This window comes from Fictibacillus nanhaiensis (assembly GCF_036213205.1).
In the GTDB taxonomy this organism is placed as follows: domain Bacteria; phylum Bacillota; class Bacilli; order Bacillales; family Fictibacillaceae; genus Fictibacillus; species Fictibacillus nanhaiensis_E.
Genome location: NZ_JARMFC010000006.1, coordinates 600,548 through 626,147 on the forward strand (window position 1 = coordinate 600,548; position 25,600 = coordinate 626,147).

At 37.7% G+C, this 25,600-nt stretch carries 34 protein-coding genes and 1 other annotated feature; of the genes, 24 read left to right on the top strand and 10 right to left on the bottom strand.

Translation table 11 applies throughout. The features are described 5' to 3' along the window. The first annotated feature begins 26 nt into the window (after nt 1-26). The 3 genes from P4V41_RS10140 (at nt 27) to P4V41_RS10150 (ending at nt 2,374) form a co-directional block, all read left to right on the top strand. Nucleotides 27-1,289: an MFS transporter gene (locus P4V41_RS10140; protein ID WP_328084704.1), complete on the top strand. Its 1,263-nt coding sequence runs from the start codon at nt 27-29 to the stop codon at nt 1,287-1,289. Next, nucleotides 1,279-1,875: a flavin reductase family protein gene (locus P4V41_RS10145; RefSeq protein ID WP_328084705.1), complete on the top strand. Its 597-nt coding sequence runs from the start codon at nt 1,279-1,281 to the stop codon at nt 1,873-1,875. The genes P4V41_RS10140 and P4V41_RS10145 overlap by 11 nt, the downstream gene beginning before the upstream one ends. Before the next feature lie 151 nt (nt 1,876-2,026). Continuing rightward, entirely contained in the window at nt 2,027-2,374 is a 348-nt protein-coding gene (locus tag P4V41_RS10150) for a VOC family protein (protein WP_328084706.1), read from the top strand. Between the two features lie 145 nt (nt 2,375-2,519). On the opposite strand, the gene P4V41_RS10155 is transcribed toward P4V41_RS10150, so the two are convergent. After that, nucleotides 2,520-2,843, bottom strand: a complete 324-nt coding sequence (locus P4V41_RS10155) for a metalloregulator ArsR/SmtB family transcription factor (RefSeq protein ID WP_328084707.1) — start codon at nt 2,841-2,843, stop codon at nt 2,520-2,522. Then, a complete protein-coding gene (locus P4V41_RS10160; protein ID WP_328084708.1) occupies nt 2,844-3,263 on the bottom strand; it encodes an SRPBCC domain-containing protein in 420 nt (139 codons plus the stop codon). A gap of 151 nt (nt 3,264-3,414) precedes the next feature. Between P4V41_RS10160 and P4V41_RS10165 the strand changes: the two genes are divergently transcribed. The 5 genes from P4V41_RS10165 to P4V41_RS10185 all read left to right on the top strand — a co-directional run bounded on the left by P4V41_RS10165 (nt 3,415) and on the right by P4V41_RS10185 (nt 6,810). Then, nucleotides 3,415-4,245 (top strand): aminoglycoside adenylyltransferase domain-containing protein, encoded by an 831-nt coding sequence (locus P4V41_RS10165; protein WP_328084709.1) that lies wholly within the window; start codon nt 3,415-3,417, stop codon nt 4,243-4,245. A gap of 26 nt (nt 4,246-4,271) precedes the next feature. Next, the gene (locus tag P4V41_RS10170; RefSeq protein ID WP_144699638.1) at nt 4,272-4,580 is read left to right on the top strand and encodes a hypothetical protein; all 309 of its coding nucleotides are present in this window, start codon (nt 4,272-4,274) and stop codon (nt 4,578-4,580) included. Between the two features lie 22 nt (nt 4,581-4,602). Then, entirely contained in the window at nt 4,603-4,827 is a 225-nt protein-coding gene (locus P4V41_RS10175; protein ID WP_328084710.1) for a hypothetical protein, read from the top strand. Beyond that, nucleotides 4,827-6,098 (top strand): hypothetical protein, encoded by a 1,272-nt coding sequence (locus P4V41_RS10180; protein ID WP_328084711.1) that lies wholly within the window; start codon nt 4,827-4,829, stop codon nt 6,096-6,098. The genes P4V41_RS10175 and P4V41_RS10180 overlap by 1 nt, the downstream gene beginning before the upstream one ends. 157 nt (nt 6,099-6,255) lie before the next feature. Further along, on the top strand, nt 6,256-6,810 hold the full coding sequence (locus P4V41_RS10185; protein ID WP_328084712.1) for a GNAT family N-acetyltransferase: 555 nt from the start codon (nt 6,256-6,258) through the stop codon (nt 6,808-6,810). A gap of 60 nt (nt 6,811-6,870) precedes the next feature. On the opposite strand, the gene P4V41_RS10190 is transcribed toward P4V41_RS10185, so the two are convergent. Then, the gene (locus P4V41_RS10190; protein ID WP_328084713.1) at nt 6,871-7,293 is read right to left on the bottom strand and encodes a hypothetical protein; all 423 of its coding nucleotides are present in this window, start codon (nt 7,291-7,293) and stop codon (nt 6,871-6,873) included. Between the two features lie 348 nt (nt 7,294-7,641). Between P4V41_RS10190 and P4V41_RS10195 the strand changes: the two genes are divergently transcribed. Together P4V41_RS10195 and P4V41_RS10200 are read left to right on the top strand one after the other, a co-directional pair. After that, complete coding sequence (locus tag P4V41_RS10195) at nt 7,642-8,409, top strand: slipin family protein (protein WP_328084714.1); 768 nt, start codon at nt 7,642-7,644, stop codon at nt 8,407-8,409. 272 nt (nt 8,410-8,681) lie between these two features. Continuing rightward, complete coding sequence (locus tag P4V41_RS10200) at nt 8,682-9,140, top strand: hypothetical protein (RefSeq protein WP_328084715.1); 459 nt, start codon at nt 8,682-8,684, stop codon at nt 9,138-9,140. A gap of 254 nt (nt 9,141-9,394) precedes the next feature. Here P4V41_RS10200 and P4V41_RS10205 read toward each other — a convergent pair whose 3' ends face one another. Together P4V41_RS10205 and P4V41_RS10210 are read right to left on the bottom strand one after the other, a co-directional pair. Continuing rightward, nucleotides 9,395-9,916: an SRPBCC domain-containing protein gene (locus P4V41_RS10205; protein WP_328084716.1), complete on the bottom strand. Its 522-nt coding sequence runs from the start codon at nt 9,914-9,916 to the stop codon at nt 9,395-9,397. A 39-nt stretch (nt 9,917-9,955) separates the two neighbouring features. Beyond that, nucleotides 9,956-10,270: a metalloregulator ArsR/SmtB family transcription factor gene (locus tag P4V41_RS10210; protein ID WP_328084717.1), complete on the bottom strand. Its 315-nt coding sequence runs from the start codon at nt 10,268-10,270 to the stop codon at nt 9,956-9,958. Nucleotides 10,271-10,702: 432 nt separating this feature from the next. Here P4V41_RS10210 and P4V41_RS10215 point away from each other — a divergent pair, with 432 nt between their 5' ends. The 4 genes from P4V41_RS10215 to P4V41_RS10230 all read left to right on the top strand — a co-directional run bounded on the left by P4V41_RS10215 (nt 10,703) and on the right by P4V41_RS10230 (nt 13,148). Further along, on the top strand, nt 10,703-11,194 hold the full coding sequence (locus P4V41_RS10215) for an alpha/beta hydrolase (RefSeq protein ID WP_328084761.1): 492 nt from the start codon (nt 10,703-10,705) through the stop codon (nt 11,192-11,194). A 413-nt stretch (nt 11,195-11,607) separates the two neighbouring features. After that, on the top strand, nt 11,608-12,057 hold the full coding sequence (locus P4V41_RS10220; RefSeq protein WP_328084718.1) for a hypothetical protein: 450 nt from the start codon (nt 11,608-11,610) through the stop codon (nt 12,055-12,057). A 588-nt stretch (nt 12,058-12,645) separates the two neighbouring features. Then, a complete protein-coding gene (locus P4V41_RS10225; RefSeq protein ID WP_328084719.1) occupies nt 12,646-12,900 on the top strand; it encodes a hypothetical protein in 255 nt (84 codons plus the stop codon). 35 nt (nt 12,901-12,935) lie between these two features. After that, on the top strand, nt 12,936-13,148 hold the full coding sequence (locus P4V41_RS10230) for a cyclase (RefSeq protein ID WP_328084720.1): 213 nt from the start codon (nt 12,936-12,938) through the stop codon (nt 13,146-13,148). Nucleotides 13,149-13,207: 59 nt separating this feature from the next. Here P4V41_RS10230 and P4V41_RS10235 read toward each other — a convergent pair whose 3' ends face one another. Next, a complete protein-coding gene (locus P4V41_RS10235) occupies nt 13,208-13,741 on the bottom strand; it encodes an N-acetyltransferase (RefSeq protein WP_328084721.1) in 534 nt (177 codons plus the stop codon). A gap of 260 nt (nt 13,742-14,001) precedes the next feature. On the opposite strand from P4V41_RS10235, the gene P4V41_RS10240 reads away from it, so the two are divergent. The 8 genes from P4V41_RS10240 (at nt 14,002) to P4V41_RS10275 (ending at nt 18,832) form a co-directional block, all read left to right on the top strand. Further along, the gene (locus P4V41_RS10240; protein WP_328084722.1) at nt 14,002-14,655 is read left to right on the top strand and encodes a DUF1801 domain-containing protein; all 654 of its coding nucleotides are present in this window, start codon (nt 14,002-14,004) and stop codon (nt 14,653-14,655) included. Between the two features lie 33 nt (nt 14,656-14,688). Further along, nucleotides 14,689-15,537: an alpha/beta hydrolase gene (locus tag P4V41_RS10245; protein WP_328084723.1), complete on the top strand. Its 849-nt coding sequence runs from the start codon at nt 14,689-14,691 to the stop codon at nt 15,535-15,537. A gap of 23 nt (nt 15,538-15,560) precedes the next feature. After that, nucleotides 15,561-16,055, top strand: a complete 495-nt coding sequence (locus P4V41_RS10250; RefSeq protein WP_328084724.1) for an HIT family protein — start codon at nt 15,561-15,563, stop codon at nt 16,053-16,055. A 12-nt stretch (nt 16,056-16,067) separates the two neighbouring features. Beyond that, the gene (locus P4V41_RS10255) at nt 16,068-16,691 is read left to right on the top strand and encodes a nucleotidyltransferase domain-containing protein (protein ID WP_328084725.1); all 624 of its coding nucleotides are present in this window, start codon (nt 16,068-16,070) and stop codon (nt 16,689-16,691) included. Between the two features lie 2 nt (nt 16,692-16,693). After that, complete coding sequence (locus P4V41_RS10260; protein WP_328084726.1) at nt 16,694-17,155, top strand: NUDIX hydrolase; 462 nt, start codon at nt 16,694-16,696, stop codon at nt 17,153-17,155. Between the two features lie 51 nt (nt 17,156-17,206). Continuing rightward, complete coding sequence (locus P4V41_RS10265; protein ID WP_328084727.1) at nt 17,207-17,605, top strand: hypothetical protein; 399 nt, start codon at nt 17,207-17,209, stop codon at nt 17,603-17,605. A 181-nt stretch (nt 17,606-17,786) separates the two neighbouring features. Then, complete coding sequence (locus P4V41_RS10270) at nt 17,787-18,113, top strand: antibiotic biosynthesis monooxygenase (RefSeq protein ID WP_328084728.1); 327 nt, start codon at nt 17,787-17,789, stop codon at nt 18,111-18,113. Nucleotides 18,114-18,385: 272 nt separating this feature from the next. Then, nucleotides 18,386-18,832, top strand: coding sequence for a hypothetical protein (locus P4V41_RS10275; RefSeq protein WP_328084729.1), 447 nt, complete (start codon nt 18,386-18,388; stop codon nt 18,830-18,832). Between the two features lie 771 nt (nt 18,833-19,603). Here P4V41_RS10275 and P4V41_RS10280 read toward each other — a convergent pair. Genes P4V41_RS10280 through P4V41_RS10290 form a run of 3 tightly spaced genes read right to left on the bottom strand, consistent with a single transcriptional unit; the run spans nt 19,604 to nt 22,027 of the window. After that, complete coding sequence (locus tag P4V41_RS10280; protein WP_328084730.1) at nt 19,604-20,062, bottom strand: heme-degrading domain-containing protein; 459 nt, start codon at nt 20,060-20,062, stop codon at nt 19,604-19,606. A 13-nt stretch (nt 20,063-20,075) separates the two neighbouring features. Next, on the bottom strand, nt 20,076-21,254 hold the full coding sequence (locus P4V41_RS10285) for an MFS transporter (RefSeq protein WP_328084762.1): 1,179 nt from the start codon (nt 21,252-21,254) through the stop codon (nt 20,076-20,078). Between the two features lie 41 nt (nt 21,255-21,295). Beyond that, the gene (locus P4V41_RS10290) at nt 21,296-22,027 is read right to left on the bottom strand and encodes an IclR family transcriptional regulator (protein ID WP_328084731.1); all 732 of its coding nucleotides are present in this window, start codon (nt 22,025-22,027) and stop codon (nt 21,296-21,298) included. A 935-nt stretch (nt 22,028-22,962) separates the two neighbouring features. On the opposite strand from P4V41_RS10290, the gene P4V41_RS10295 reads away from it, so the two are divergent. After that, complete coding sequence (locus tag P4V41_RS10295) at nt 22,963-23,094, top strand: hypothetical protein (protein ID WP_328084763.1); 132 nt, start codon at nt 22,963-22,965, stop codon at nt 23,092-23,094. 107 nt (nt 23,095-23,201) lie between these two features. On the opposite strand, the gene P4V41_RS10300 is transcribed toward P4V41_RS10295, so the two are convergent. Continuing rightward, nucleotides 23,202-24,455 (bottom strand): MFS transporter, encoded by a 1,254-nt coding sequence (locus P4V41_RS10300; RefSeq protein ID WP_328084732.1) that lies wholly within the window; start codon nt 24,453-24,455, stop codon nt 23,202-23,204. Nucleotides 24,456-24,522: 67 nt separating this feature from the next. Beyond that, nucleotides 24,523-24,778, bottom strand: a binding site (T-box leader). Between the two features lie 280 nt (nt 24,779-25,058). Between P4V41_RS10300 and arr the strand changes: the two genes are divergently transcribed. Then, nucleotides 25,059-25,475, top strand: a complete 417-nt coding sequence (arr, locus tag P4V41_RS10305; protein ID WP_328084734.1) for an NAD(+)--rifampin ADP-ribosyltransferase — start codon at nt 25,059-25,061, stop codon at nt 25,473-25,475. Nucleotides 25,476-25,600 lie beyond the last annotated feature (125 nt).

Below are 25,600 nucleotides of genomic sequence, written 5' to 3' on the forward strand. Positions count from 1 at the left end.
ATCGATAAAAAAGAGTTGAAGTTGACATGGCAAATTTGAGTTTGAGCGTTAAGCGTAGTGGTCTTGAGCCACATTGGCAGATGCTGATCTGGCTCTTGATTGTTCAAATATTGGTTGCCTTTGTAGGACGCGGACTTGTACCGTTAGGAGTTTTGATTGGAGCAGATCTTTCGCTCTCAAAAGCTCAAATCGGCATGCTTCCGGCCGGTCTCTTTTTAGGACAGGCACTTGCTTCGATTCCTGCCGGTTTCTTAGTGGACCGGCTCGGATCGAGGAGGCTACTTCTTGCTTTGTCCATGTGTTTAGGGGTCGGGTTCATGTTCTCGACCTTTTTTACACATTTTTGGTCGATGCTCCTATTCGTGGTCATCGGCGGTATCGGATACGGAGCGATGCACCCGGTCTCGAACAGAGGCATCATCTATTGGTTCACACAAACACAGCGCGGCACAGCCATGGGCATCAAACAGATGGGCGTCACACTCGGATCTGCTTTATCTGCCGTGATCTTACTTCCAATCGCAGCATCTTATGGCTGGCGGAAAGCTGTAATCGGCGCAGCATTACTTTTGATTCTGATTGGGGTCCTGTCCTTTTTTCAGTACCGCGATTCAGAGTCCGCACCACAAGGGAAAAGTGATCAGAGGTTGTCTGTTTTTTATAAAGCGATGTGGAAAATGATTCAGAACAAGCCTCTTTTGCTTGTCAGTTTAAGTGCACTCGGACTGAACGGCGCCCAGATGTGTTTGAACACGTATCTCGTGCTCTTTGCGTATGAGAAGATGGGAATATCACTGTTTTTGTCAGGGTTATTGCTCGTCATATCAGAAGCATGCGGATCGTTTGGAAGAGTCGCGTGGGGGGTGATCAGTGACCGGATTTTTAACGGAGAACGTGTGATTATTATCATCGTTATCGTCATCATCTCTTCACTGTCCAGCAGCACATTGGCGTTGTTGCCTGAACATACGCCGTTTGGTTTTCTTGTTCCGATCATCGCCGTCTTTGGCTTTGCGGTTTCCGGATTCAACGGGATCTGGATGAACCTGGCGAGTGAACTCGTTCCACCTGAACAGGCTGGTATATCGAGCGGATTGAGCATCACGATCGGGTCACTAGGTGTCATCGCGGCACCGCCTGTCTTCGGATTTATGGTGGATATGAACGGGAGCTACACTTCAGGTTGGTTTTTTATCACAGGGTTGTTATGTATCGTTTTTGCGATATTGCTAGTTTTGTTACGCGTTAATAAAAAGAGAAAAGCGAGGGTGAGTGAACGTGCAATTTGATCCGAAAGAGCTGTCAGAAAAGGATGTATACAAACTATTGATTGGATCAGTCGTGCCAAGACCAATCGCCTGGGTATCGACCATTTCAACAGAAGGAGTGGTCAACCTGGCACCGTTTAGCTTTTTTAACGTAGCCTCCAGAAACCCTCCTATGCTTTGTATATCAATTGGACCTGGAGTGGGAGAAAGAGAAGGAACGGAGAAAGATACTCTCGTAAACATACGGAACCAAAAAGAGTTCGTGATAAATGTGGTCACGTCATCATTGGGAAATGAAATGCAGAAGACATCCGAGAACCTTCCGAGTGATGTGGATGAATTTGAAGCAGCAGGACTGACAACGTTGGACAGCACGGTTGTAAAACCAAAGCGCGTAAAAGAAGCGCCGATCCAGATGGAGTGTCAGCTAGAGCAGATTATTCAGCTAGGGAGTGATCATATAGTGATAGGCAGAATGGTACGGTATCACATCAATGATGAGTATTATCTTGGTAATTATAAAGTGGACTTAGAGAAATTGCAGCCGCTTGGAAGATTTGCAGGGAACTATAGCGAGAGCAGAGCATTCTTTTCTCTGCCGAGATAATGAGAAAGCTTAGAGAGAATCAAATCTCTTTAAGCTTTTTTATGTTAAAATTATACAACAAGAAGAACGGTCATGTTTATTCCATTTAAAATGGGGAGCGGGTAACAGGTTTTATCGAAAAACTATTGATAACAGACAGGAGTTAGAGAAGATGATAAAAGGTTTTGGAGGAGTATTTTGGAGAACTAAGAATCTTGAAGTTGTGAAGAAGTGGTACAGTGAGGTCTTGAACATAGAAATAGAAAATTGGAATGGAACTATTATCAAACCTCAATCCGGTAATGAAACAATCTTTTCATTCTTTACTGAGGATAACGATTATTTTCCAACTGAGCAACAAGTGATGCTAAACTTCCAAGTACATAATTTAGACGAGACAATTCAGCATCTTGAACAAATTGGTGTACCTCTCGCAAAGAAAAAAGAGGTTAGTGAATATGGAAAGTTTATTTGGGTTGAAGATCCTGATGGTCGACTGATCGAGCTTTGGGAGAAATAAAAGCTCTAACTCGTTTGCAGTCTGAGCTAAGAGTTATAGAAAAGTGTATTATTAGCAGAAATAACTGAAACAATAAGAAAACTTTAATAATAAAAGAGACTGAAAACAATTATAGGAAAAACCTAGTGGATCAGTCTCTTTTTTTTTACTTTTCGTCCTCAACCAGATGTTTAAGCATAGATAGCTTGTTCTCCCAGAATTTTTCGTAATAAGATAGCCACTGCTTCACTTCTGTTAAAGGCTCTGGATGCAGCTGATAAATCTTTTCCCGGCCTTCTTTACGACCAGATATGAGTTCAGCCTCCGTTAAAATTTGCAGATGCTTCGTCACAGCTGTTCGGCTCATATCAAAGTGATCTGCAATCTCCGAGATCGGCCGTTCATTTTCTGCGAGCAGCCTCAATACTTCACGTCTTGTTGGATCGGAAATCGCTTTAAAGACATCGTGTTTTTCTGCTGGTGTTGCCACTTAACCTTCAACGACCTTTTTCAGTCTCTCATTCACGATACCAACCCATCCGCCGTTCATACGGTCACGCACATCTTGAGCCTTTTGATTGGCTTTTCCAACGATTGCGTCTTCTTCTTTCCAGCCGCTGTGGATTAGTGTGAACCCTGTCTGATCTCCTTTTTCCTCTAACAGGAACGTCACGACCCAGCCGTCTGTGTCCCATGCAAACGATAGCTTATGCGGTTCATCGATCTCGAGCACTTTACACGGTGAAGGACCAAAAGGGGACTGGATGTGAAACTCATGACCTTCTTCTGCTTTAAAGTCATTCGGCATGAACCACGCTGACATGCCTTCTGATGTTGATACAGCATCCCACACTTTTTGAATCGGTGCGTTAAAGGTTGCGGTTTGTTTAATATCTGGTAGTGTTGACACAAGCATTCATCTCCTAGTCTAAATATGTAACCATTTGGTTGTACGTTTAGAATATAACACCTTTTGGTTATATGTCAATTCATTCTGAGGTGATTGGATAAATATGCTAAAATATAGGAATACAACGTGTTCATGAAAAGAGGCTAACGGTATGACCCAAACGCAAACAAGAAATGAACCAAAACGTATCCCTGAAGAAGTAAAGGAAGTATTAAATTCATACTTTGAAAAAATAGAGAAGAAGCTGCCTGATAAGTTGGAGTCACTTTACCTATTCGGCTCTGTTTCAATTGGAGCTTATCAAGAAGTATTAAGTGACATCGACTTTTACGCGGTAATAAAAGAAAAGCTAACACAATCAGATGTTGAGAAATTAAAAGAAATTCACCATGAGATGAGAAAAGAGTATCCGAAGCCAAGCTTAGATGGCATGTATTTAACGCGAGAAGATCTAGAGAGTGAAAACAACGGTAATTCTTCATGTCCTTATTTTAATGAAGGAAAGCTTCAAAGTTATCGAACTTTTCACTATAATTGGATCGATGCTTACCAACTTCAGACATATGGCATCGTCGTTAAAGGACTGCCGATCGAAACATACAATCTATCTGTAGATTGGACAAAATTGAAATCTAACTTGGTCGAGAACATTAACGGTTATTGGCTGAACTGGGTGAAGAATTGTGAGCGTTTTCCGTCTCTTCAATATATAGCACTATACATGAGTGGAAGCATGATTGAGTGGGGAGTGCTCGGTGTGACGCGACTCTATTATTCGTCAAAAGAGAAAGACATCACGTCAAAAGTGGGAGCTGGTGAATACGCACTCCGAACGGTTCCTGAAGAGTATCACCAAATCATCCGTGAAGCATTGCGCATCCGAAGCGGAAATAAGTTCTCGCATTATAGCTCTATGCGGAAGAGAAGAAATGATGCGTTGAACTATATGAAGTATATAATTAAAGAATGTAATGATTTGTAAGATTCATAGAGAAGGATGGGAACTAAATGGCGAAATTAGTGTTTAAGAGAGACAGTCAGTTCATGAACAAGATGAGAAAGTTTGATATTTACTTGAACGAGAGCAAGACAGAACAGATCAAAGACGGAGAAACGAAACAACTGGATGTAGCTCCTGGTGAGTATATTGTGAAGATGCAGATCGACTGGGTTGAGAGCGCAACGCACAAGATCCAGATCGGTGCAGATGACACCGTTCATTTTCAGTGCGGCAGCCGATTAAAAGGTATGAAGATTCTAAAAGCCTCTTCTGCCATGAACACGGTGGATGAGTACATCTATTTAGAAAAGAAGTAAGGTGAATAAGGAGGGGATTCCGATGAACAGAATGCAGCATCTGCTTTATGGATTTCTAGTCGGACTTGGGTTTATGTCACTAAGTCTAGTAGATCTGGAACGTTTTGGTCCATTTGGCGCCTTAATCTGGTTTATAAACATAGTTTTGTACTATGTAGGTTACGGAGTTGTGGTCGTTCTTGGAGTCTGGATCATATTCAACGTCATGGGAGAACTTGGCGAACAGTCACAAAAGGAGCGGGAGTAGTGGATAGCAGAATACAAGCATTCGTAGATCAAGCCCAAATAACGTTCGGACTCGTAAACTACTATTTACATCATCATAGTCTCTGGAGAAACGTGAACCACTTCAACGAAACGAGTTACACACTTTGTTTGGAGTGGTTTCCGAATGGAACGGAGTCCGATGAAGATGGTTCGAATCCAGAAGGTACAGCGAGCATTGAATATAATGTGAACACCGGAAAATTGAATAATGCGATCTTTGTGATGGGTGAGACCTATGCACAAGATGGAATCACATTTAATGGTGGAACTGAGGAAGTCATTAAGTGGATCGAACAAGAAACTGGATTAACACATAACAAGCAGTTCCAAATACATAAAGAGACAGAAAATGAAATAGAATTTCGTTCATTCATAGACAATATTCCTATTTCGCCGTCTGGGATGATTGAAGTGAAATGGAATGATAAACGACAGCTAACCTTCTTTTCCTTTCATGGAGAGTTTCCGGCAAGTGATAGGGTAAAGCTTGAAACCTATAATCTTTCACTAGAAAAAGCGGAACACATAGCAAAAGAACAAATGAGGAGACTGGAATATCCGTCTTTTGAACAGAAGAAATTATTTGCTGTGTATGGTGTTGAAGAGATATACATAAGAAACAGAGATTTGACGACTAAACCATTTGAAATGCTTCAAGATGGCGGAACTACTAAAAAAGTAAATCACATTCTTCGCTGGGATGAGCCAATCTCTAACGCTTTTTTTGAACGAGAAGAAATTGATTTGCAAGAAGAAATCACGCTTGATGAAGCCTTTTCCTGCACACCTTCTCCACCCACCCTACCTATTACAGAGGAAGATGAGAAAAGTTGTGTGCGATCTGTAGAACGTTTGTTACGTCAGGAGTACCCTGAAGACTCTGGGAAATGGCGTGTGACAAATCTGCATCGTGACAAGAAATTTTTAGTTGCGACACTTAGAACAGACCAGCATGAAACACGAGTGTTTGAAAGAAAACTTTCAATACTAGTTGATCCCAACTCAATCGACGTTGTGAACTACATCGACAATCAGTTCATGTTAGAAATGTATGATTCCTTAGAAGCACCTGGCAATGTAACGGTCACACAAGAAGAAGCGTATGAGAAATTGAAAGATTTGCTTGAGCTTAAGCCTTTTTATGTGTATGACGATGAAGAGAAGCAATACATTCTCTGCGGCAAGTTGGACTGTCATCATGGAGTGAACGCTGAAACAAGTGAAGTGGTTTTGTTGGATGATTTAGGGTAAAGATATCAAATCATTCATAGAGTAATCGGAATTTGAAGGAGTACCTTGAATGAGAAAATATAGCTTTACTATTATATGGGCCATCATCGCAATCTCATTGTTCGTATACTGGTACATAACAAAATAGCAGTTGAATTGATGTGTATGAGGTGTATAAATGATTAACTATTCAGGAACACCCGTTATAGTAACAGACCGACTACTTCTACGTCCTTTAAAACAATCGGACACTCAAAGCATATTTGATCATTGGCTTTCAGACGAACGAGTGGCTGACAATCGAGTGAACGCTGCTCACACGAGTATCACTCAAACAGCAGAGCGTGTAAAAAAGATTGTCAGTGAATATGAAAATAAGGAATTTTGTTATTGGGGCATCGAGTTGAAAGATACAGGTGAACTGATCGGAGAAATTGATCTGTATGATTTTGATGACTCGACAGATAACTGCGAGGTAAGTTATTCGCTTGGGTTCAAGTGGTGGAATCATGGGTATGGAACCGAGGCGCTACAAGCTGTAGTGAAGTTTGGCTTTCGTCAGATGAACATACATAAGATCTCTGCCGCACATAACACCGACAACCCTGCTTCTGGAAGAATTATGGCCAAAGTTGGCATGAAACAAGAAGGGGTGATCCGGCACATGATTCGCAATGCGAAAAATCAGTATAAGGACTGTGCGGTGTATGGAATTTTTCAAGATGATGTATAGCTTTTAATTTTTAAAAAACTAAACAGCACATCAAATTAATGATGTGCCCTTTACATTTTATTAGTCGCTAATTGCAGTACCTGTAAAGCTTTCTGGTCCGATACGAACTGTGCCTAAAAGGTTAGAAGAGACGAACATCGTGTAAATTTGTTGAGGACCTGCTGGAGCATTGTAGTCAGATGCATTGAAGGATATGATTTGAGGCGCTAGAACATCTAAATTAAATGTTTGAGTCGCTGAGAATACCGTTTCATCTGTAGGAAGTGTACCTCGAACAACTGTAATTGTAATACCAAGAAGTGCTAATGGAAGTTGTAGTGCGATCGTACCTTGAAGATCCACACGAAGATTAGGACCAGCATTCTCAGTGTTTAAACCGATTTGTCCAACTAATTGTGGAGCATTAACTACTAGAATCGGAATCGCAATAGAGTTAGCATAACTAGCATTCTGACTAGTTCTTAAATCTAGAAATTGAGTCAAACTATCACCCCCTTTCTAATTCTAGTGTATGCCGCTTTTATTTAAGTGCTTGTACATGTTAAAAAATAGGTTGATTAGTAAAAATAGTTACTTTTCCTTTGGTACAGTTGTTATAATTATGTTTGGAGAAATGCAAAGCCTCCGTTTAAAATCTTTAAATGGTGTAGCTGATCGGCTTTCTCATCTTGTGGCAACTGGTATACCTTTATGGAACCGGTTTTGGGTTCGAAGCCCTACATGAAGCCACTCAAAGGCTAAGGATGAAACAATTTTGCAGGTAAGACCTCCATTGTTCAATCCATGTCTGTTGGGTGGTTTCACATGTTTAAATAGTAAGGGGAAATTGGAATGGTTTCATTTTTAGAATCTCTTGTAGTAATGGGATTTGTGTTTATTGTTGTTTTTGCAATTCTAGCATTCATAAAGAAATTCTTTGCTTCAGTTACCGTGTACGAGTATGAACGTGGTGTGAAGTTTCATCATGGGGCATTTCAGGAGATTGTGGGTCCTGGTAAGCATAAATATTCTCCATCTTCTACTGAAATTATGGTTTTTGACATGCGACCAACGATTCTGCAGCTGAACGGACAAGAGTTATTAACGGCTGATCATCTTAGTGTAAAAATTAGTGTTGCCGTAAAATATCAGATTACTGATCCGCAAGTCCTCATTTCTGAATATGAAGATTATGAAGAGCATGTGTACATGAACGTGCAGCTAAAACTACGTGATGTTGTATCTTCGTTAGAATTAGATGATTTGTTAGGAAAGCGAAATGAAGTGAATGATTCGCTTCAACAACTTCTTGTAGAGAAATCGTTTGCAGGACTATCCATCCTTTCAGTAGACATAAAAGATATTATGTTATCTGCTGAACTTAAAAAAGCTTTTCTTGAGGTAATAAAAGCGAAAAAAGAAGCTCAGTCTTCACTTGAGAGAGCAAGAGGAGAAGCAGCAACTTTAAGAAGTCTAGCGAATACGGCTAAAATGCTGGAAAATAATCCAGAACTAGCAAAGCTTCGCCTGATAAAGACAATCGAGAATGCGAAAGGCAATACGTTTGTGATCGATATGGTAAATGGTAATCACAGTACAAAAGAGCAATCCAACGAGTAACAAAGAACGTGCATTTTTTCTAGAAGGAGAAGTGCACTTTTTTATGGAAAGAGATAGTTGGAGAGGGCGATAAACATACCGATAATAGTAATGTATGGAAAAGGATGGTGTTAAAATATGATTGTTTTAATTGGATTTGGATTAGCGATTATCATGATTTTTATTTTGTTAGGGATACGTGGTCAACTTGTTAAAAATAACAAACAGAATGAAGAAGTCTTACGGTTACTAAAAAGGCTAGTAGAATTAAATCAATGAAGCGGTGATCAGTCATGGAAATTAAAGTACAAGCAGAAATCTACCGTTTAGGTCTCTGTATCGGTTTCTTTCAAGTGAAAAATGTCATCGAGTGGGCCGATCAATTAATAGAGAAGTTGGATCAGCCTCCATACGAAATACTTGAAATCTCGTTATCTTCTAATTCAACAATAGCATCTGTTTGCTCAAAATTAACCGACGTAAAAGGAGAGTGTGATGAGGCCCGTCCCATTCAAGGATTTCTAAGTATACTTTATGATGAGTTAAGTCAAACAAGGGATGTAACCGAAATATGTACATATATGTATCGTCTTGTTGGTCACATTCCAGAGAGCTGTGATGATATTGAAAGGTCGATTATCAACTTAACAGATGCTTGGGCAATGGCAGTTGATGGATACTATGGGGATGTTGAGGAACTCCGAAGAGAGATCTATGACTTTCTAGAAGAATTTGATTCGTTAGAAGATTAACTCTTATAATCTTGTATATCATTTGAGCGTTAAGGGATGTTTTATTAGAAATGAAAAATGTAATCAAATACACTACGATCTTTATTTGGGCTGTCTTGTTTCTATACTTTTATGATGAATTTATGCCAAAAGGATTACTCTACTTCGTTATCGGAATTCCTGTACTTTATTTAAGTGTTAGGGGAATATTTTATTTTAAGGAAACAAGCAAATGAAAAAGCGAAAAAAGCATATAGCTTTCTTCGCTTCATTACTTATTTCATTTCTTTAAGTAATTCTTCTAGCTGGTTCCAAGTCATCGTCACACCTTCAAGCATACCCATGTCTAGAACTGTCTTTACATCATCAGCAGAAGCATATTCTGCACGGTTGATCAGTTTTGTTTGGTTGCCTTCTGAAATAAAGGTTAAAGTGACTTGTGTTTGCGGCAATTCTTCAGAAACATTACCTTCAGCATCTGAAAACGCGTCTACGCTCTTAATTTTTTCTGGTGCGACGATTTCATGAAATACCGCTCTTCCCCAAGACTCGTGTCCGAAGTATTCTTGATTCTCGTCTGTACATTTCATGCAATAATGCCAAACCCCTTCAGGACGGAATTCGAACTGTTTGATCGACATCGTCCAGCCACCTGGAGCCCACCAGCGTTTCAAATGCTCTTCTTCAGAAAAAGCTTTGAACACAAGTTCTCGTGGCGCATTAAAAGTACGTTCTAGCACCAATACATTTCCTTCTACTTTAGAAGTTAATTGATTCGTTTTGTTTTCAACAGTCATTTTTTATTCCTCCTTGTTTTATGTAGTGCCTAATATCATTTATTTCATTTCTTTTAAATAATCATCCAAGCGGTCGAACCGATCTTCCCAAATGCTTCGAAAGGTATCAAGCCATTCCTCAAGTTCTAAGAAAGGTTGTGACTGCAGCTTATAAATCCGACGATTCGCGATAGGTTGAACCTCAACAAGCCCAGAATCACTAAGTACACGTAGATGCTTTGATACCTGTGGTTGGCGCAGCTTAAGGCTGTCAGCAATTTCTCCTACAGTGAGAGGACCAACTCTCAAAAGCTCAACAATGTGAAAGCGATTGGGCTCGGCAAGTGCATGCAATGTTGTTAGTTTCTCGCCCATAAACTGTTCCTCCTTTCATTTATAATATAACTAACGAGGAATATTCTCGTAAAGGAATATTAAAAAAACATTTCGACATTACAGTCAAACTAATTAAAAATAAGATAGGATGGGTTTAAATGCTATGTAAGGTGAAGAGCGGAAGCATTTATTATGAAGCGATCGGTGAAGGTCTTCCATTAATTATTCTTCATTCAATGGGAACGGACCATCGTTCTATGAAGGCATGGCTGGAACCTATTTTTCATAACAAATGTGATTATCAAAGGATATATGTGGATTTACCTGCGCACGGACATAGTGAGATTGATTCAACCGTGAAATCAACTGATGACATACTTTCAAATGTACTCGAATTTATAGATGTTGTGTTGAAAGATGAGGAATTCGCCTTAAATTGGTTCATCTTATGGGGGATACATAGCACAAGGCATCGTTCACAGAAAAAGAAACAGTGTAAAAAAGCTTGCATTATTGGCTCCGGCTATTCATCGAAAAGAGCGAACCGTACCGGAAAAAGTATTGCTCGAAAAGAATCAATCAATACTTCACGCACTAGATGTGGATACGAGAGCTGCTTATGAAACCTTAATGATTTGTCAGAATGAAGTGAACCTAAAATGCTTTTTAGAAGAAGTTCAACCAGGAAGACTATTAGCAAATCGTAAATTTCTGAGTTCCAACTGGAAAGAGGAAGGGTATTTTCTTTCTCAGGAACCGTTTTCTGATGGTTCAACATTACAGCAGAAATTACTGTTAATTCTCGGGAAACACGATCATATCTGCGGCTATCAAGACTTTGAGTTTTTGTTGGAAAAATTCCCTCATTCAAATCGAGTGATTTTGGATTATGCAGGTCACATGCTACATATTGAACAGCGTAGAATCGTTCAACAACTAGTTGGTGATTGGCTAAACAATTAACGATTGTTCCGAAGTTGATTGCCAACTCCAATAAGTAAATAAAATATACCCATACCAAGAGGAACATTTACCGGGATATTAATGGAGGAGTTATTGTTAATCAAGATCATACACAAAGTTACTAGGATTACAGTTAAAGAGAAAGAAATCCACCAATTACGTATTTTGTATGTTAGATATCCAACGGTGAATGATAAGGCTAGTAAAGTTAATGTGAGAATTAACCAATCAGTTACTGAAAGAAAGGGAAGAAGAAATAAACAGATAATAAAATAAATACACGTAATGTAAAATGCTTGTTTCAATACAAACTCTCCAATCTCATAGGCTTAAAGAAATCACATTGGATGAAACCTAGTACAATCTGTAAACGACTAATTGTATAAGAACTGATTTAATATGGGGGAGTAAAAATGAAAAAAACAGGGGTCTTAGGTCTTGTTCTTGCCTTTTTACTGATTTCAAGTTTCTTCACTTACTACATCATGAACGCGAAGCCGCCAACCGCAAGTGCGATAACAGAAACAAACGCCTCAATTCCCGTTAAGCAAGGCAGTTATTGTTGGGATGGATTTTTGAGTGGGGAGTGCAGAGATATGGTCGAACCTTTTATGATGAATGACATTGAGGCTGTAACTGTTGCACCAGGAGAGAACATTACGGTTTCATACAATCGCAAACCTATCAAAGTTTCAAAAGAAGTAAGCATTTGGTTAAAGGGGCAGTCTGATTCTGAAAGTGAAACATTGTTAGAGGATGGAACATTTGTAGCCCCTCAAGAAAGTGGCATCTATGCGGTGAGTACTTACGGAAATTGGAAACGCGGATCAGCTAGCTACGTGTTTTATATTAAAGTCAAATAAACAGCGAAATTATTGTAGCTAAAGCAAAAAAGTAACCCATCTCTCTTCACTTAGGATGGGTTATCTGAATGGCCTTTTATCAGTATTACTTCTTCTTCCTTTTTTCCATTTCCTTTTTAACTAAAGGAACAACTTTGTCTTTTATACCTTTTTGAACTTTCGGATTGCTGAGCACTTTCTTTATTTGTTCTTTCATATAACGTTCCCCCTTAAAATAGTGATAATCATAATTTCCCCTTTTGAAGTGACAGTTAAACGTATATGTAGCTGTTTATAAATATGAAAAGCCGCCCCTAAAGGCAGCTTTCTAATTAACCGATTCTCTTTTTGTTTTTCTTGCTCTTACGTGCTTTCTTGCAAGCCAATAAGCCATCTAAAATGCTAATGAAACTTCTCAAAAGAAGACACCCCCATCTATCTCATGCTGAGAAAAGAATAAGAATCTCAATAATCCCTATTCCCTATATTTTATGCAAAGCTTGTCTTATTGGATTGGACAATTTGTGAATCTCGTAAATATGAATTTAAGAAGGAATGATTCTATGTTTATAGAAATTAATGCTAGATGATATGTGGGGGTGGTCTTTAATGGAAGAAGATCTTCAAAAAGTGAAACAACGTATTGATCAACGGCTAAAACAGTTCGATAGTCAGAATAAAACCGACGCGCCGTTTAATGATGCCATAGATCATTATGGAAAGATTGAAGGCTATCCAACTAAAAATCTATTCAAAGTGAATATGCAAGGCTTTCCTATGCCAATCCGCATTCTCGGTTACTTTTTCGTTGGAACAATGGGTGTGGGGATGATTACAGTTCTACTTTTAACGCTGTTTAAATAAATCATAATAAACATACGATGGTGAGGTGTTCTCATTTGGATAAACGCGTACAATTTGATTTTGAAATTGATTTTTCAAATGGTGGAGGATTACAGGGGCAAGAATTCCGTCTCGATCTTCATGGTGATGATATTTCAGATGAAGAGCTGGCGAAGTATATTGTTGAGGATATGAGATTATTGATGGTTGGGGAAGTCAGGATTTTAAATAAGAAGATTATTGAGGAAAAGCATAAACGGGAGTCGTAAGTTTAGAAAAAGGGTGTCTTTTGCTGATAAGCAGTATTGGACACCCATTTCTATTTAACTTATTCTGAAAATGCCTCTGAATAATGCACAACACCATTTACATCAGCCAAGGAATCCTCATGTAACTCAATCGCCATAAAGACTTCATCAGATACATCAAATGGAGCTTTAATCCCCCATGTGCTAGCCCGTTTGAATCCAAACTTCGGATAATAATCTTGATGACCCAGCACAATAACGGACTGATAGCCTAAATTCTTGGCAGATGTTAGCGCTGCTTTTATGAGTTGACTCCCGATTCCTTTATTTTGATACTCCGGAACAACAGAAACGGGTGCGAGTGCCAGTGATTGAATCACTTGCTCATCGTTAACAATTTTTACTTTTGAAAGAAGAACATGCCCGATAATCTCTTGTTCCTCGTTTTCAGCGACTAAAGAAAGTTCAGGAACGAATGCTTCTGTTTTCCTGATTCGGTTTACTAAAATATGCTCTTTCTTATCACTGAATGCCTCTGATTCAAATGCACTTCTAACCACTTCTTCGCTTTTCTTATAATCTTGAGTAAGTTCGATACGTATTTTCAAATCCATTTATAGTCTCCTCATCTTTTCATAATTTCTATAAATAGCACCTTCTTCATCAAACGAACGAAGAAGGTTTACTTACTCAGCTCTAAACATAAGTTGAACAAACAAAAACCTCCAAATGAATATGTTCTATCCTATAAAGTTTCTGACCTGTCGTCAACTTTAGAAGATGTTTCTTGAAGTTAGCTTTTTCAAAAGGAATTATTGTGGTTTCATAGAAATGATAGAAGTTGATTAATTGTAAATGCCGAGGGGGCTAAACGATGCCAAAAGACATGTTGAATCCGAAAGTGGATGAGTTTTTGAAAGAAGCGAAATCGTGGAGGGAAGAGTTTGATCAGTTACGACGAATCGTATTAGACTGTGGCCTCACGGAAGACTTTAAGTGGATGCACCCGTGTTATACGTTAAACGAAAAGAATGTCGTATTAATTCATGGATTCAAAGAATATTGTGCACTATTGTTTCATAAAGGGGTTCTGTTGAAAGACGAGAAAAAGATCCTAATCCAACAAACCGCGAATGTACAATCTGCGCGTCAAATTCGATTTACGAATGTTCAAGACATTTTAAATATGGAAAGCACGCTTAAAGCATATATTCATGAAGCGATTGAAGTAGAAAAATCGGGGCTAACCGTACAATTGAAGAAAACGTCCGATTTCTCCATACCCATTGAATTCCAGAATAAAATGGACGAAATCTCTGATTTAAAAGAAGCTTTCGAAGCATTAACGCCTGGCCGCCAAAAAGCGTATATGCGATATTTTGCAGAAGCAAAACAGTCTAAAACGCGAGAAGCACGGATTGAAAAATACATGGACCAAATCCTTGATGGAAAAGGATTGAATGACTGTACGTGCGGGTTTTCAAAACGGATGCCGAATTGCGATGGCTCACATAAAAGTATTTGGTAATAAGGTTGTCTGTGAAGTGAAGGAGCCTACGAAATGTCAAAGTGGAAGACGAAATTAGTATCTACGGCAAGAGGAACGTTTGAAGTGTTTGTTAAGGGTGAGGGATACCCGATCTGTGTGACTCATCATTATTCGGAGTTTAACGATTCTGGTGATTATTTTGCGGACACTTTTACCAATCGTTATCAGGTGTATCTCGTAAACCTGAAAGAAGCGGGGAATTCATCTAAAGCTAATTATCCTCACGAGTTGAGCATGTTTGACGCGGTATATGATTTAGAAGCTGTTCGAGAAGCGTTGGGATTCTTTGTATGGACGTATGCTGGACACTCAACAGGAGGCATGATTGGATTGTTATATGGCATTCACTTTTCTTCAAGTCTCTCCTCTCTAATTATCGTCGGATCGGCAGCGAGAAAATATGCGAATTCTTCTCCCGCGTGTATATATCATAGTGAGCACCCGAAGTTTGAATTCATGCAAGAACTTATTGAAACGCTTAAGAATCCTGTTTTGTCACCAGTTGAAAGGGCTGAGATTTCAAAACAGAGAACAAAGCTTTCTCTACACAAGCCAGAGAAGTATGACAAGTATTTCTATTTATCTATCACGAAGAAAATGTCAGCGTCTCGCATGAATTTTTTTATTAGAGAAGAAATGATTTTCGATGTTACGAGGCAGCTATATAACATAACGACTCCCACATTAATTATGGGTGGTGAGCATGATGTTCAATGTCCGATCTCGTTTTCTGAGGAAATGAAAGAAGGGATTCCAGATTCCACTTTCGTTCGTTTCTATGATAGTAATCACTATCCTTTTCTTGAGGAATCACGTTTATTTAAAGAAGAAATTCAGAAGTTCATGAACAAGGTTTTGTAAGAATCGTTTAGGAGAGAAAACTTATGTATTCACATATGCCACCGAACTATACGTGTCCTTTTTGTTTAGTCGTTCAAGGGGTTGAGGATCCTAACAATAAGCTGGTTCAAAGCAAGCAGCAAGATATTATTTATCAGGATGAGTATGTTACCGCGCTAATCGCAACGTTATGGTGGCCTAATAACAAAGGTCATGTGATTATAATACCTAATCTTCATTATGAAAATATCTTTGATCTGCCACTCGACATTGCCGCTCACATCCACAAGATTGCTCAACAGGTATCCTATGCTCTTAAAGATTGCTACAAGTGCGAAGGAATTTCCACAAGGCAGCATAACGAACCAGGTGGGAGTCAAGATGTTTGGCATTACCACTTACACGTGTATCCGCGGTATTTCAACGATAATCTTTATCTGACCCATGGCAGTCTTAGCAATCCAGAGGAACGTGCAGGTTATGCAGCAAAACTTAAAGCTTGGTTTCAAGGACACACATACATAAAACAAAGAATATAAAGGGTGTCATTCATGAATACACATAACGATTTAAAAGAAATTAAATCCTATTTACTGAAGAGGTATGATTGCCACACCATTATTTTGTACGGATCATATAGTCGAGGAGATTATACAGAAGAAAGTGATGTTGATTTAATCTGTTTTTCAGATTCCGTTGCCGAGGATACGAATGAGGTTGAGTTTATCGATGGAAAGCAGTTAGATGCATGGATTTATCCTACTGAAAAGATGAAGCAATCTGAACCGTTTTTGCGAGTCCATATGGGTGAGATTTGGGTCAACAAGAAAGGGCTAGCGGAAGAATTTTTAGCAAATATTCGAAGTACTTATGAAAAAGGTCCGAAACAATTAACTCATGATGAGAAGAACTTCCTGAAAAGTTGGCTTAAAAAGATGCTTTTGAGATCGGCTAAGAATGATTTAGAAGGAAACTATCGATTTCATTGGATGCTAAAAGACAGTTTGGAAATCTATTTTGAATTAAAAGGTGAGTGGTTCATGGGGCCAAAGGTTTCTTTTCAATGGTTGAAAGAGAACGATCCTAAAGCTTTTCGTCTATTTGAACATGCACTAGCAGAAGGTTCTAAGGATAAGAGTATTCGAGAATTAATTGATTACTTATGTGAGTTGTGAGCATGAGAGTTGATTACCAGTTTACGAAACATAACGGCTATGAGTTTGTGGACTTTATTAGTGTGACGGAAGAGCAGTTACATGATTTCAATCCACTTTCTTGTTCATATGCTTTAATCAAATGTGAAGGCAAATATCTTATGTGTTATAACCCTTTGCGAGAGCAGTGGGAATTGCCAGCCGGAAAGAGAGAATCGGGTGAAAAACCAAAAGAATGTGCAGTTAGAGAACTGTATGAGGAAACGGGACAAAGGGTTACAGAACTGAGTTTAATAGGTTTAGTAAAATCAAAAAGAATAGCTGACGGAGCTATTAAACAAAATCCTGTTTACTTTACTGAAATTAAAGAATTGCAACCGTTTGTAGAGAATGCTGAAACTACTAGGATCACACTTTGGGATACAGAAGAACAGATTGGTGTTGTTGATGCGTTAGATATCAAAGTACTAGAGTTTGTAACTTAAAAACGATGGTTTTAGACTTTTGGCTGCACTATTTATGTAAGGGTGTGTAACATGTGGAACTTTAAGACTCTATTACGTTCAATCGTAATCTCTAGTTTATTCTTTATTAATGGTGGTTGTTCTACTTATGAAGAACATACAAAAATGATAACCAAAAAACTTAGTTATGAAGACCTTTATTTAATGGAACGCAAACAAAGAGAGTTAGCCGATAAGTTAATAAAAGAAAACCAAAATGAAGACATTATAAAAGAAGTGAAAGATGGTGCAGTAAAAATAAGGTTTAATCTCGACTTTATGAAAGATCACCCGGAGTATGATTTATTTGAAATTGAGTTGCCTATTACCACTTATATAGTAGAGGGTACGACTATTGAGTTTTTGTCGGATGAGGGAGTATTAAAACGTGTCCGTTCAATGGAAAAGGGTTGGGAGGAATATAAAGAGTAGAGTCACTGGAGATAACACTGTTATTGATTAACTAACAGTGATTTTTTTGTTGGGATCGACTAAGTAATACTCAACAATCGGGCGTATTAACGGAATAAGGGTTATACGGGAATCGGCCATTTAGTATGAACTTTTGAGAAGGATATAGAAATTATAAAAAAATTTTAAGGGGACCCAAAATATGAGTGGAATTGCAAAAACTCCCCAACCACCGTATTATGCAGTGATATTTGCTTCACAGCGAACTGAAGGTGACGGTGGTTATGGGAAAATGGCAGACAAAATGGTAGAGTTAGCCTCTAAACAGGAGGGGTTCTTAGGTGTGGAAAGTGCTCGTGATGAGGGATTAGGAATCACAGTGTCATACTGGGAATCTATAGAGGCGATAAGAGAATGGAAGGAAAATTCAGCACATCAAGTTGCCCAAGACAAAGGTAAAACAGAATGGTATAAAAATTTTGCCCTTCGAGTTTGTAAAGTGGAGAGAGACAAGTTTTTCGAAATGTAATACACATGTTGTATTTCTTCAGTTAAAGAATGCATTTCTTCAAGAATGAGAAGTGCTCTATTTGTATTTTCTTGAATGAAGAACATTCTTTTAACTAGTAGATTTGTTAGATAGATTATGAAAAACAAAGGATAAGACAGGTTGCATAAGGCGACTGCCATTACTCATGAAAAGTAGAGAGTAGAAGGATTGTTGAATAATTAAAACGGTAAATTGGTTATAGCTGTCTTATTGTTTATACATTGAAATTAAGTTTTCTTGTGCTCTTGTCCATGCACATTCTTAAAAACCCCCATATACTTATAAAGAAAATTTATTTTAAAACAGAAAGGTTTGCTTTTGTGTTTCAACATACAAGATTGAGTGCTCAAGAAGTAAAAAATATTTCTAATTCTGAAAACCTTTACGGAATAACCAATATTAAGGGGTATGGTCAGGTCATAGTTAAGTTTTATGGTTATAGTGGTTTAAATATTGCTCAAAATACGGGAACTGTTTTCTTCAATATATTTACTCCTTCAGAAGACTTATATGTAACTGTTCCTATTCAAGATGTATTAGGATGGACACCATATACCGGTCCAATTCCTCCACAATTTGGACACCAAGGTGGTCTTCCAGGGGGCATGGGTGGTCAAGGATATGGTCAAGGTCAAGCTTTTCCTTCACCATTTGGAGGTCAAGGAACTTCAGGCGGCTGGGGTACCTGGGGTTATTAATTTGCAGTTATGGGCAGAAAAACAAAAAATGATCATAAATCAACAAACGAAGGCGTAGATCCAAGAAGGATAAACGCCTTCTTTATTGATCTTGTTGAACAAACGTGAAGTATTATTGAAGAAGGGACTTCTCTAAGTTTATGGAAATGTAATAGATTAGTTTCCAAACAAGGAGGGAACGTATGAGTTTCTATCAAATTACTCAACAAGAAAATCACATCACCTTTAATTTATTTTATTATTTAAAACTGGATTAATCTTTCGTCTAACAGCTCCTTTAAAAAATTGAACCATAAGAAAGTTTAGGTTTTGTATAGGTGCTATAGTAATAAAAATGCCTACAGCAGCTGTATTTAAGGGGTGGTATAGATGGTTAATAAAGAAGTTCATAAAAATAGCTAGGAAAAAGTACGGTCAGAAAAAATCAAGGTAATTTCTGTAATGACCAATACATGTAAAACAGTAACTGATTTAAGAGGGAAAATCGAAAAACTCCGCTCGCTATTATACCTAGTTCATGGACTAATGGGGGTTGAAAAAGATGACCCCGGAACAATACCGAGGTCAACTACTAGCTGCTTAAAAGGCACTTTTTATAAACCAATGAGCCACCAAGATAAAATGATTTGGACATTTTTTGTTTTGGTACAATTATTTATAAAATCTATCCTCTGACACTACTTAACTAAGGGAAAGCTGAGTGGATTCGTTTGAACAAATTACTTCAATTATCTTTTTTTAGTCAGCGTCGCATGCTCAATAACTTTCTGTTTACACCTTATTTAAGAAGCGTTTAATTCCTTCAACTGCATAGTCATGATCAAGTTGAGGAGTAAGTCCAGCCACTGTAACAGATCCAATTACTCCTACACCTTTAATCCGTATAGGAAAAGAGCCTCCTACAGCTTGATATTCTGATGGTGCAAGAAGAGAGCTTTCATTATGAGTTGTTCCTTGCTCTTTAAATCTCCCTGAAATGAAATGTGAACTTTTGTTGTAGTGATCGACTACGCGTTTTTTTCGGTATAGCCAAAATACGTTTTCTTCAGATGTGCCATCCATTAGATGCGTAAACAAAGGTACTCGATTCCGCTCAATATGAATCGCTACTGCCTTATTATTTTCTTTTGCATAATTCACTAATGTGATTCCTAGATTTAGGGCATCATCATTTGTAAATGATTCAAATTGCAATTCAGTTTCTAGGATTTCTAATTGTTGTAAATTCATAATAAACTCTCCCTTAAAATAGTTTTTGTTTTTTATCTAATTTATAATTCAGTACGGAAAGGACGAAAGCGAATGCTACCATGATGGCACCAATCCATGCCGTATCTAAATACGTTAAATAGTCTACTGCTGCTCCCCCTAGTGTAGATCCTGCAGCGATTCCTACATTAAAAGCCGAGATATTTAATGCGGATGCGATGTCTATTGCAGATGGTACTAATTTTTCAGCGAGTGTTACAATGTAAGCTTGTACCCCTGGAGACATCATAAAAGCGAATAACCCCAATAGAATAATTCCTACGATACTTAAACTCTTGCTTGGCAGTAGTACCATCTGCAGCAACAAAACAATTCCTTGTAAGAAAAATACAAATCGGAGTGATCGAACCGGATGTTGATTGGCCATTTTTCCTCCTGCAATATTTCCTATTGCTACAGCGACTCCATAAACTAAGAGTAGTAATGAAATAGATCCAGAAGAATATCCACTAATGTCTTGAAGGATTGGAGTTAGATAAGTGAATAAAGCAAATGTCCCGCCAAATCCTAAAGCAGTCATAAGTAGAGCTAATACAATTCGCTTGTTTCTTACCAATTGTCCTACGTCTATTAATGTAGGGGGATTGGCTTGTCTCTTCACCTTATCAACAGCAAATAAGTTTGCAACGAGACCAATCAAACCCAAAATTGCGACTGCTCCAAAAGTAGCGCGCCAGCCATAATGCTGGCCAACATATGTGCCTAATGGAACACCAGCTATGGTAGCTACCGTTAACCCAGTAAACATAATGGAAATGGCTGTTCCCTTTTTATCCTCTGGTACGATATCAGCAGCCACTGTAGCTGCAATGGCAAAAAACACACCATGTGCGACAGCTGTAATAACTCGTGAGATCATTAATATTTCGTAGGTATCTGCAATAGCAGCTAATGCGTTACCTAAAATAAATACGATCATCAAGATAAGCAAGAACCCTTTTTTGGGAATCCGTCCAGAAATCGCTGCTACAATAGGGGTGCCTACAGCTAAAGCTATTGCATAGCCTGAGATTAACGTTCCAGCTTTTGTCACAGAAATGGATAGATCATCAGCGACTGTTTGAAGTAGCCCTACGATAACGAATTCTGTCGTTCCGATCGCAAAAGCACTAATCGCTAACGATAATAAAGCAATATATACTTTTGTTGTCATTGTCTTCAACCTTTTTCCCCTCCTATTATCTTAATCATCCATTAGAGCATTTCAGAAATACGTGAACTACATCGAATAAGTTTTTTACTAAAAGCCTTATCCATTTTTTTATTTAAACGGGTAGATGGACCAGAGATTGCTATGGCTGCAATCACATTCTCTTCAAGAACGACCGGAGACGCTATACACCGCAAACCTATTTCTGTTTCTTCGTCGTCCACAGCGTATCCTTGATTACGAATGACTTTTAAATGCTCCTTTAATAGATGCAAATCCACAAATGTGTTCTTTGTTTTCTGTACCAAAGTTAATTCTTTTAGGACTTCTTCTAGTTTGTGTTCTTGTAAAAATGCCAATATGACTTTTCCTAAAGCACTTAAGTGGACAGGAGCACGGTCTCCAACTTCAGAATGAGCCCTTATGGCATGGGGCCCTTCAACAACTTGAGCGGTCACCACATCAGTTCCATAAAGGATACCTACATACGCTGTCTCTCCGGTTTCCCTACTCAAATCGTGGAGAGGTGGAACGGATAACCAATTTGTTTTGGCGTCATAAGGAGTAGACAAAGCTCCGATTTTATTCGTAAGACTATAATAATGGCCGATTTTTTTTACATATCCCATTCTTTCAAGCGTGAACAGCAAGCGAAAAGCTGTAGATTTATTGAATGAGAATGTTTGTATAACATTCTGAAGAGTCATGTCACCATTTTGCAACGCATCTAAAATTAGTAGCCCTTTTTTCAATGTAGCCACTTCGTACTGACTCAATGAATTCACCTTCTTTCGTACGTGATTCATGATAATATGACAAAAAAATATAATCAAAAAAAGATAAAAAGTTTCTCTATTTGAAACTTTTTATTTCATTCCGGAAGTTACTTCAAGAGAAATGAATCTGAAAAAACTAGGGGTATTGGTAGGATAGGCATTTCAACAAAAGCTATTCTTACATACTTGCAGACATTGTAAATCTTGATGCAAAGCACCTTTAACATAAACCAAAGTAATAGCTCCGATTCAAATAGTACCAGCCATTCCTTCAATCATGTTTATCATTGTTAACATTCGTAATGTTTTATTACTCCAAATATGCACACATGTCTTTCTTCAGGAAGGAGTAGTGACTTTTTTATTGAACTATAAGGTGTTGGTTAAATATGACATCTACTTAATTCAATAAAAGATTTGAGGGGAAATTATAAAGGCTTTTCAGAGTATACGGATAAAGCTCGAATCGACGATCATTGTGTCTTCGAGATGATCCTTATCATATTCGGCTACAGACTTGTTGGTGGCTATCTGCACACAGAGAGTGATGACGAAAAAGCCAAACATGTTCTTACTTTAGAAAGAATATACGAAATGGTAAACATATCCTTAATCCTTAAATAAAAATAATAGGCTTATCAGCTTTAAATTTGAGCAGCGCCACAGGAAAAATCAAATCTTTTGGTGCTGGTCTGAGTTTTTTTAAAAACGGACAAATCACTTATATTTGAAAAATAATATATTGGATAATATAGGGGATACTTTTCTGAAAAGAACGATTAATGAATTTTATTAGATTTCAAATATTTTTTCTGGTATATGTAGTACACTAATAGTAACAAGGATTATTTCAGTAAAGTAAGGTGACTATACTTATTGAGTAGATTTTCTTTAAGATATATGAGAAGTAGGTGAACATAGTGGGGAAATATCAATTGGATCAAAAAGGAAAGGTTGCTGTGACAAAGTTTCATGAAAAACAGTCGCCTGCCAAATTTGATAAAAAGAAGCATCTTGAAAAGCTACGTGCGGAGTTTTTGAAAAAGAAGCAAAATCAAACAGATTAATAATATGAATGAAAACATAGGAAGATCAAATCTCCCTATGTTTTTTTATAAGATTTAAGCGGTTATAGCCACTGCATGTATTAATGACTACAAGATGTCGTATATTTCTAATTAGTACCGGGAGCTTGTAACTGATGTTTCTCAATATAATACTCTTTTTTAGATGACTGGGTATTAAAGATAAATAATATAACCGTTACTGCAAACATTATTAATGTTCCAATTATGATGACAAACCGAATAGATACCGATTCAGCTATGATTCCAAAAATTATAGTCCCAATAATAATGAAAAATGCTTGGATGAAACCATAAACACTACCAACTCGCCCCATAACCTCTACAGGAACATTGTTTTGATAGAATGTATTAAATCCTGTGTTAATAAATGCCATTGAAAATGATAGAAAGAAAAAACCAACTGCTGCTATCAAAAATGTACCCGAAAAAGCATAGATAAGATAACCACTTGAAACCATCAAAGATCCTAGACCAATCAGCCAAGAGGTAGCAACTTTTTCAACGACTATCATGTTTACTAAGGCGCCTACAACGATTCCAACACCTGCAATACTTACCAGTAATCCATAATCTCCCTCTGATATGGCAAGAACTTCTGTAGCAAATGCTGCCTCCAGTGAATCGACTACAGTTGCCAAAACCATTACAGCACTAAATAGTAAATAAATGACCATTACATACCCGTGATTACGACTAAAATCAACAACTAATTTCCAGTCTTCTTTCAATACTTTTAAGGTTATTTTTTCGTCTTCTGTTTCAATTAGATCCCTTTTTTCAATATTCGGCAGGAACAACGTGATCAATGCTGCTAAAAATAAGGCTATGGCGTTCATATATATTGCATGATTAGGAGTACCACTCATAAAAATAAATCCCGCAATCGCAGGTCCGGTCACAAATGCTCCAGAATCAATTAAACTAACGAGAGAGTTAAATCGTTTTCTTTGAGCTTGAGGAATTAACTTCGTCATGTAAGTCAATGTTGTAGGATTAGCAATGGAACTAGCTATACTTATTAAAAAGACAATACCGTAAATTGCCCAAATAGATGAAAATGAGGGGAGTAAGGCAATAAACATTGATTGAAATATGGCAAGCCACACCATAAGATGCTTTTTATTCGATCGATCAACTAAACTACCCGACCAAATGTTAGTAAATAAAGTAGATAACGCTCTAAGAATATATAAACCTGAGACAGCAAGTACTCCCATCATATCAAGAACAATTAAATTTAATGCTAAAAAATATATCCATTCACCAACACTGGAAACACCAATAATAGTCAATAAAATGGAAGGGTATTTCCACGACTTCACAAACATTTTTATACGCATATTTTATTTCCGCTCCTCTTTGAATGTAAAATTGGACAATAAAAAAACTCACCTCCAAGACTTTTGTCTTGAGGACGAGTTATTGCGCGCCGTGGTGCCACCTCAGTTTGGTAATATGTCACCATACTACCCTTTTTAGGTACGTTATAAAGAACATACATATACCCTAGCTCTATAACAGGAGCTCCTGTCACACTATCACCTGCGAGGATCCAATGTGCTGCTCAGAGGCTTGCTTCCAACCATTAATTCTTACTCCTTTTCACCAACTGGAGCTCTCTTTGAAGAATTGCCGATTATACTCTTCTCTTCATAGCATTTTATTTAATTGTGGATAATACTACCAAATGATTAGTGGTAAAGTAAAGAACTTTTTAGATTTAATTTTTAATTATTGAATACAGGGTAGATATATAAGTGTGGTTGCCAAAACAGCAATAACAAAAAAGATGATCCGGTTGTAACCAAATCATCTGAAAACGCAATATCATTCTTTCTACTTTAATTATACTTCTACTGCTAGATAATTAATAGACTACTCTTTCTAGGGTTTTACTCATATACTGATGTAAACAAATCATAAAAAGATAGAGGTGTCTAAGGATGAATGATAATAAAGAAGTCTTAGATAAAGGTCCTTTCTTTCATGGTACAAAAGCAGAACTGAAAATTGGTGACCTATTAGAACCACTATACCTATCAAATTATCAAGACAAAAAATCAAACTATATCTATTTCACAGCTACATTAGATGCTGCTAAATGGGGTGCTGAATTGGCACGATCTCAATCTAAAGAGAGAATCTATATTGTAGAACCTCTAGGTGAATTTGAAAATGACCCGAACGTAACCGATAAAAGATTTCCTGGAAACCCAACAAGATCCTACAGATCTAAATCGCCTCTGAAAATTATAGCTGAATTAAAATCATGGGAAAGGCATTCAGACCAGGAAATTAATCAAATGCTTACTCACTTGAAAACCTTAACTGAACAAGGAAAGAATGTAATATACGATTAACCTTTCAATATAAAAGAGTACAAGTTGAATCACGGTGAATATATGGATGATGTGCTTATGTACAAATTTGTGTAATAACATAATGTGGCGTTTATGAAACAATCAGGTGCGTGTGCGGCCGAGCC

What these genes read in the sequence shown, in the direction of transcription:
- P4V41_RS10235 (WP_328084721.1), bottom strand. Translation starts at nt 13,741, where the DNA reads ATGGATTTGAAAATACGTATCGAACTTACTCAAGATTATAAGAAAAGC.
- P4V41_RS10175 (WP_328084710.1), top strand. Translation starts at nt 4,603, where the DNA reads ATGAACAGAATGCAGCATCTGCTTTATGGATTTCTAGTCGGACTTGGG.
- P4V41_RS10285 (WP_328084762.1), bottom strand. Translation starts at nt 21,254, where the DNA reads ATGACAACAAAAGTATATATTGCTTTATTATCGTTAGCGATTAGTGCT.
- P4V41_RS10165 (WP_328084709.1), top strand. Translation starts at nt 3,415, where the DNA reads ATGACCCAAACGCAAACAAGAAATGAACCAAAACGTATCCCTGAAGAA.
- P4V41_RS10240 (WP_328084722.1), top strand. Translation starts at nt 14,002, where the DNA reads ATGCCAAAAGACATGTTGAATCCGAAAGTGGATGAGTTTTTGAAAGAA.
- P4V41_RS10255 (WP_328084725.1), top strand. Translation starts at nt 16,068, where the DNA reads ATGAATACACATAACGATTTAAAAGAAATTAAATCCTATTTACTGAAG.
- P4V41_RS10210 (WP_328084717.1), bottom strand. Translation starts at nt 10,270, where the DNA reads ATGGGCGAGAAACTAACAACATTGCATGCACTTGCCGAGCCCAATCGC.
- P4V41_RS10150 (WP_328084706.1), top strand. Translation starts at nt 2,027, where the DNA reads ATGATAAAAGGTTTTGGAGGAGTATTTTGGAGAACTAAGAATCTTGAA.
- P4V41_RS10275 (WP_328084729.1), top strand. Translation starts at nt 18,386, where the DNA reads ATGCACATTCTTAAAAACCCCCATATACTTATAAAGAAAATTTATTTT.
- P4V41_RS10265 (WP_328084727.1), top strand. Translation starts at nt 17,207, where the DNA reads ATGTGGAACTTTAAGACTCTATTACGTTCAATCGTAATCTCTAGTTTA.
- P4V41_RS10270 (WP_328084728.1), top strand. Translation starts at nt 17,787, where the DNA reads ATGAGTGGAATTGCAAAAACTCCCCAACCACCGTATTATGCAGTGATA.
- P4V41_RS10280 (WP_328084730.1), bottom strand. Translation starts at nt 20,062, where the DNA reads ATGAATTTACAACAATTAGAAATCCTAGAAACTGAATTGCAATTTGAA.
- P4V41_RS10260 (WP_328084726.1), top strand. Translation starts at nt 16,694, where the DNA reads ATGAGAGTTGATTACCAGTTTACGAAACATAACGGCTATGAGTTTGTG.
- P4V41_RS10195 (WP_328084714.1), top strand. Translation starts at nt 7,642, where the DNA reads ATGGTTTCATTTTTAGAATCTCTTGTAGTAATGGGATTTGTGTTTATT.
- P4V41_RS10205 (WP_328084716.1), bottom strand. Translation starts at nt 9,916, where the DNA reads ATGACTGTTGAAAACAAAACGAATCAATTAACTTCTAAAGTAGAAGGA.
- P4V41_RS10225 (WP_328084719.1), top strand. Translation starts at nt 12,646, where the DNA reads ATGGAAGAAGATCTTCAAAAAGTGAAACAACGTATTGATCAACGGCTA.
- P4V41_RS10140 (WP_328084704.1), top strand. Translation starts at nt 27, where the DNA reads ATGGCAAATTTGAGTTTGAGCGTTAAGCGTAGTGGTCTTGAGCCACAT.
- P4V41_RS10185 (WP_328084712.1), top strand. Translation starts at nt 6,256, where the DNA reads ATGATTAACTATTCAGGAACACCCGTTATAGTAACAGACCGACTACTT.
- P4V41_RS10170 (WP_144699638.1), top strand. Translation starts at nt 4,272, where the DNA reads ATGGCGAAATTAGTGTTTAAGAGAGACAGTCAGTTCATGAACAAGATG.
- P4V41_RS10200 (WP_328084715.1), top strand. Translation starts at nt 8,682, where the DNA reads ATGGAAATTAAAGTACAAGCAGAAATCTACCGTTTAGGTCTCTGTATC.
- P4V41_RS10250 (WP_328084724.1), top strand. Translation starts at nt 15,561, where the DNA reads ATGTATTCACATATGCCACCGAACTATACGTGTCCTTTTTGTTTAGTC.
- P4V41_RS10220 (WP_328084718.1), top strand. Translation starts at nt 11,608, where the DNA reads ATGAAAAAAACAGGGGTCTTAGGTCTTGTTCTTGCCTTTTTACTGATT.
- P4V41_RS10300 (WP_328084732.1), bottom strand. Translation starts at nt 24,455, where the DNA reads ATGCGTATAAAAATGTTTGTGAAGTCGTGGAAATACCCTTCCATTTTA.
- P4V41_RS10245 (WP_328084723.1), top strand. Translation starts at nt 14,689, where the DNA reads ATGTCAAAGTGGAAGACGAAATTAGTATCTACGGCAAGAGGAACGTTT.
- arr (WP_328084734.1), top strand. Translation starts at nt 25,059, where the DNA reads ATGAATGATAATAAAGAAGTCTTAGATAAAGGTCCTTTCTTTCATGGT.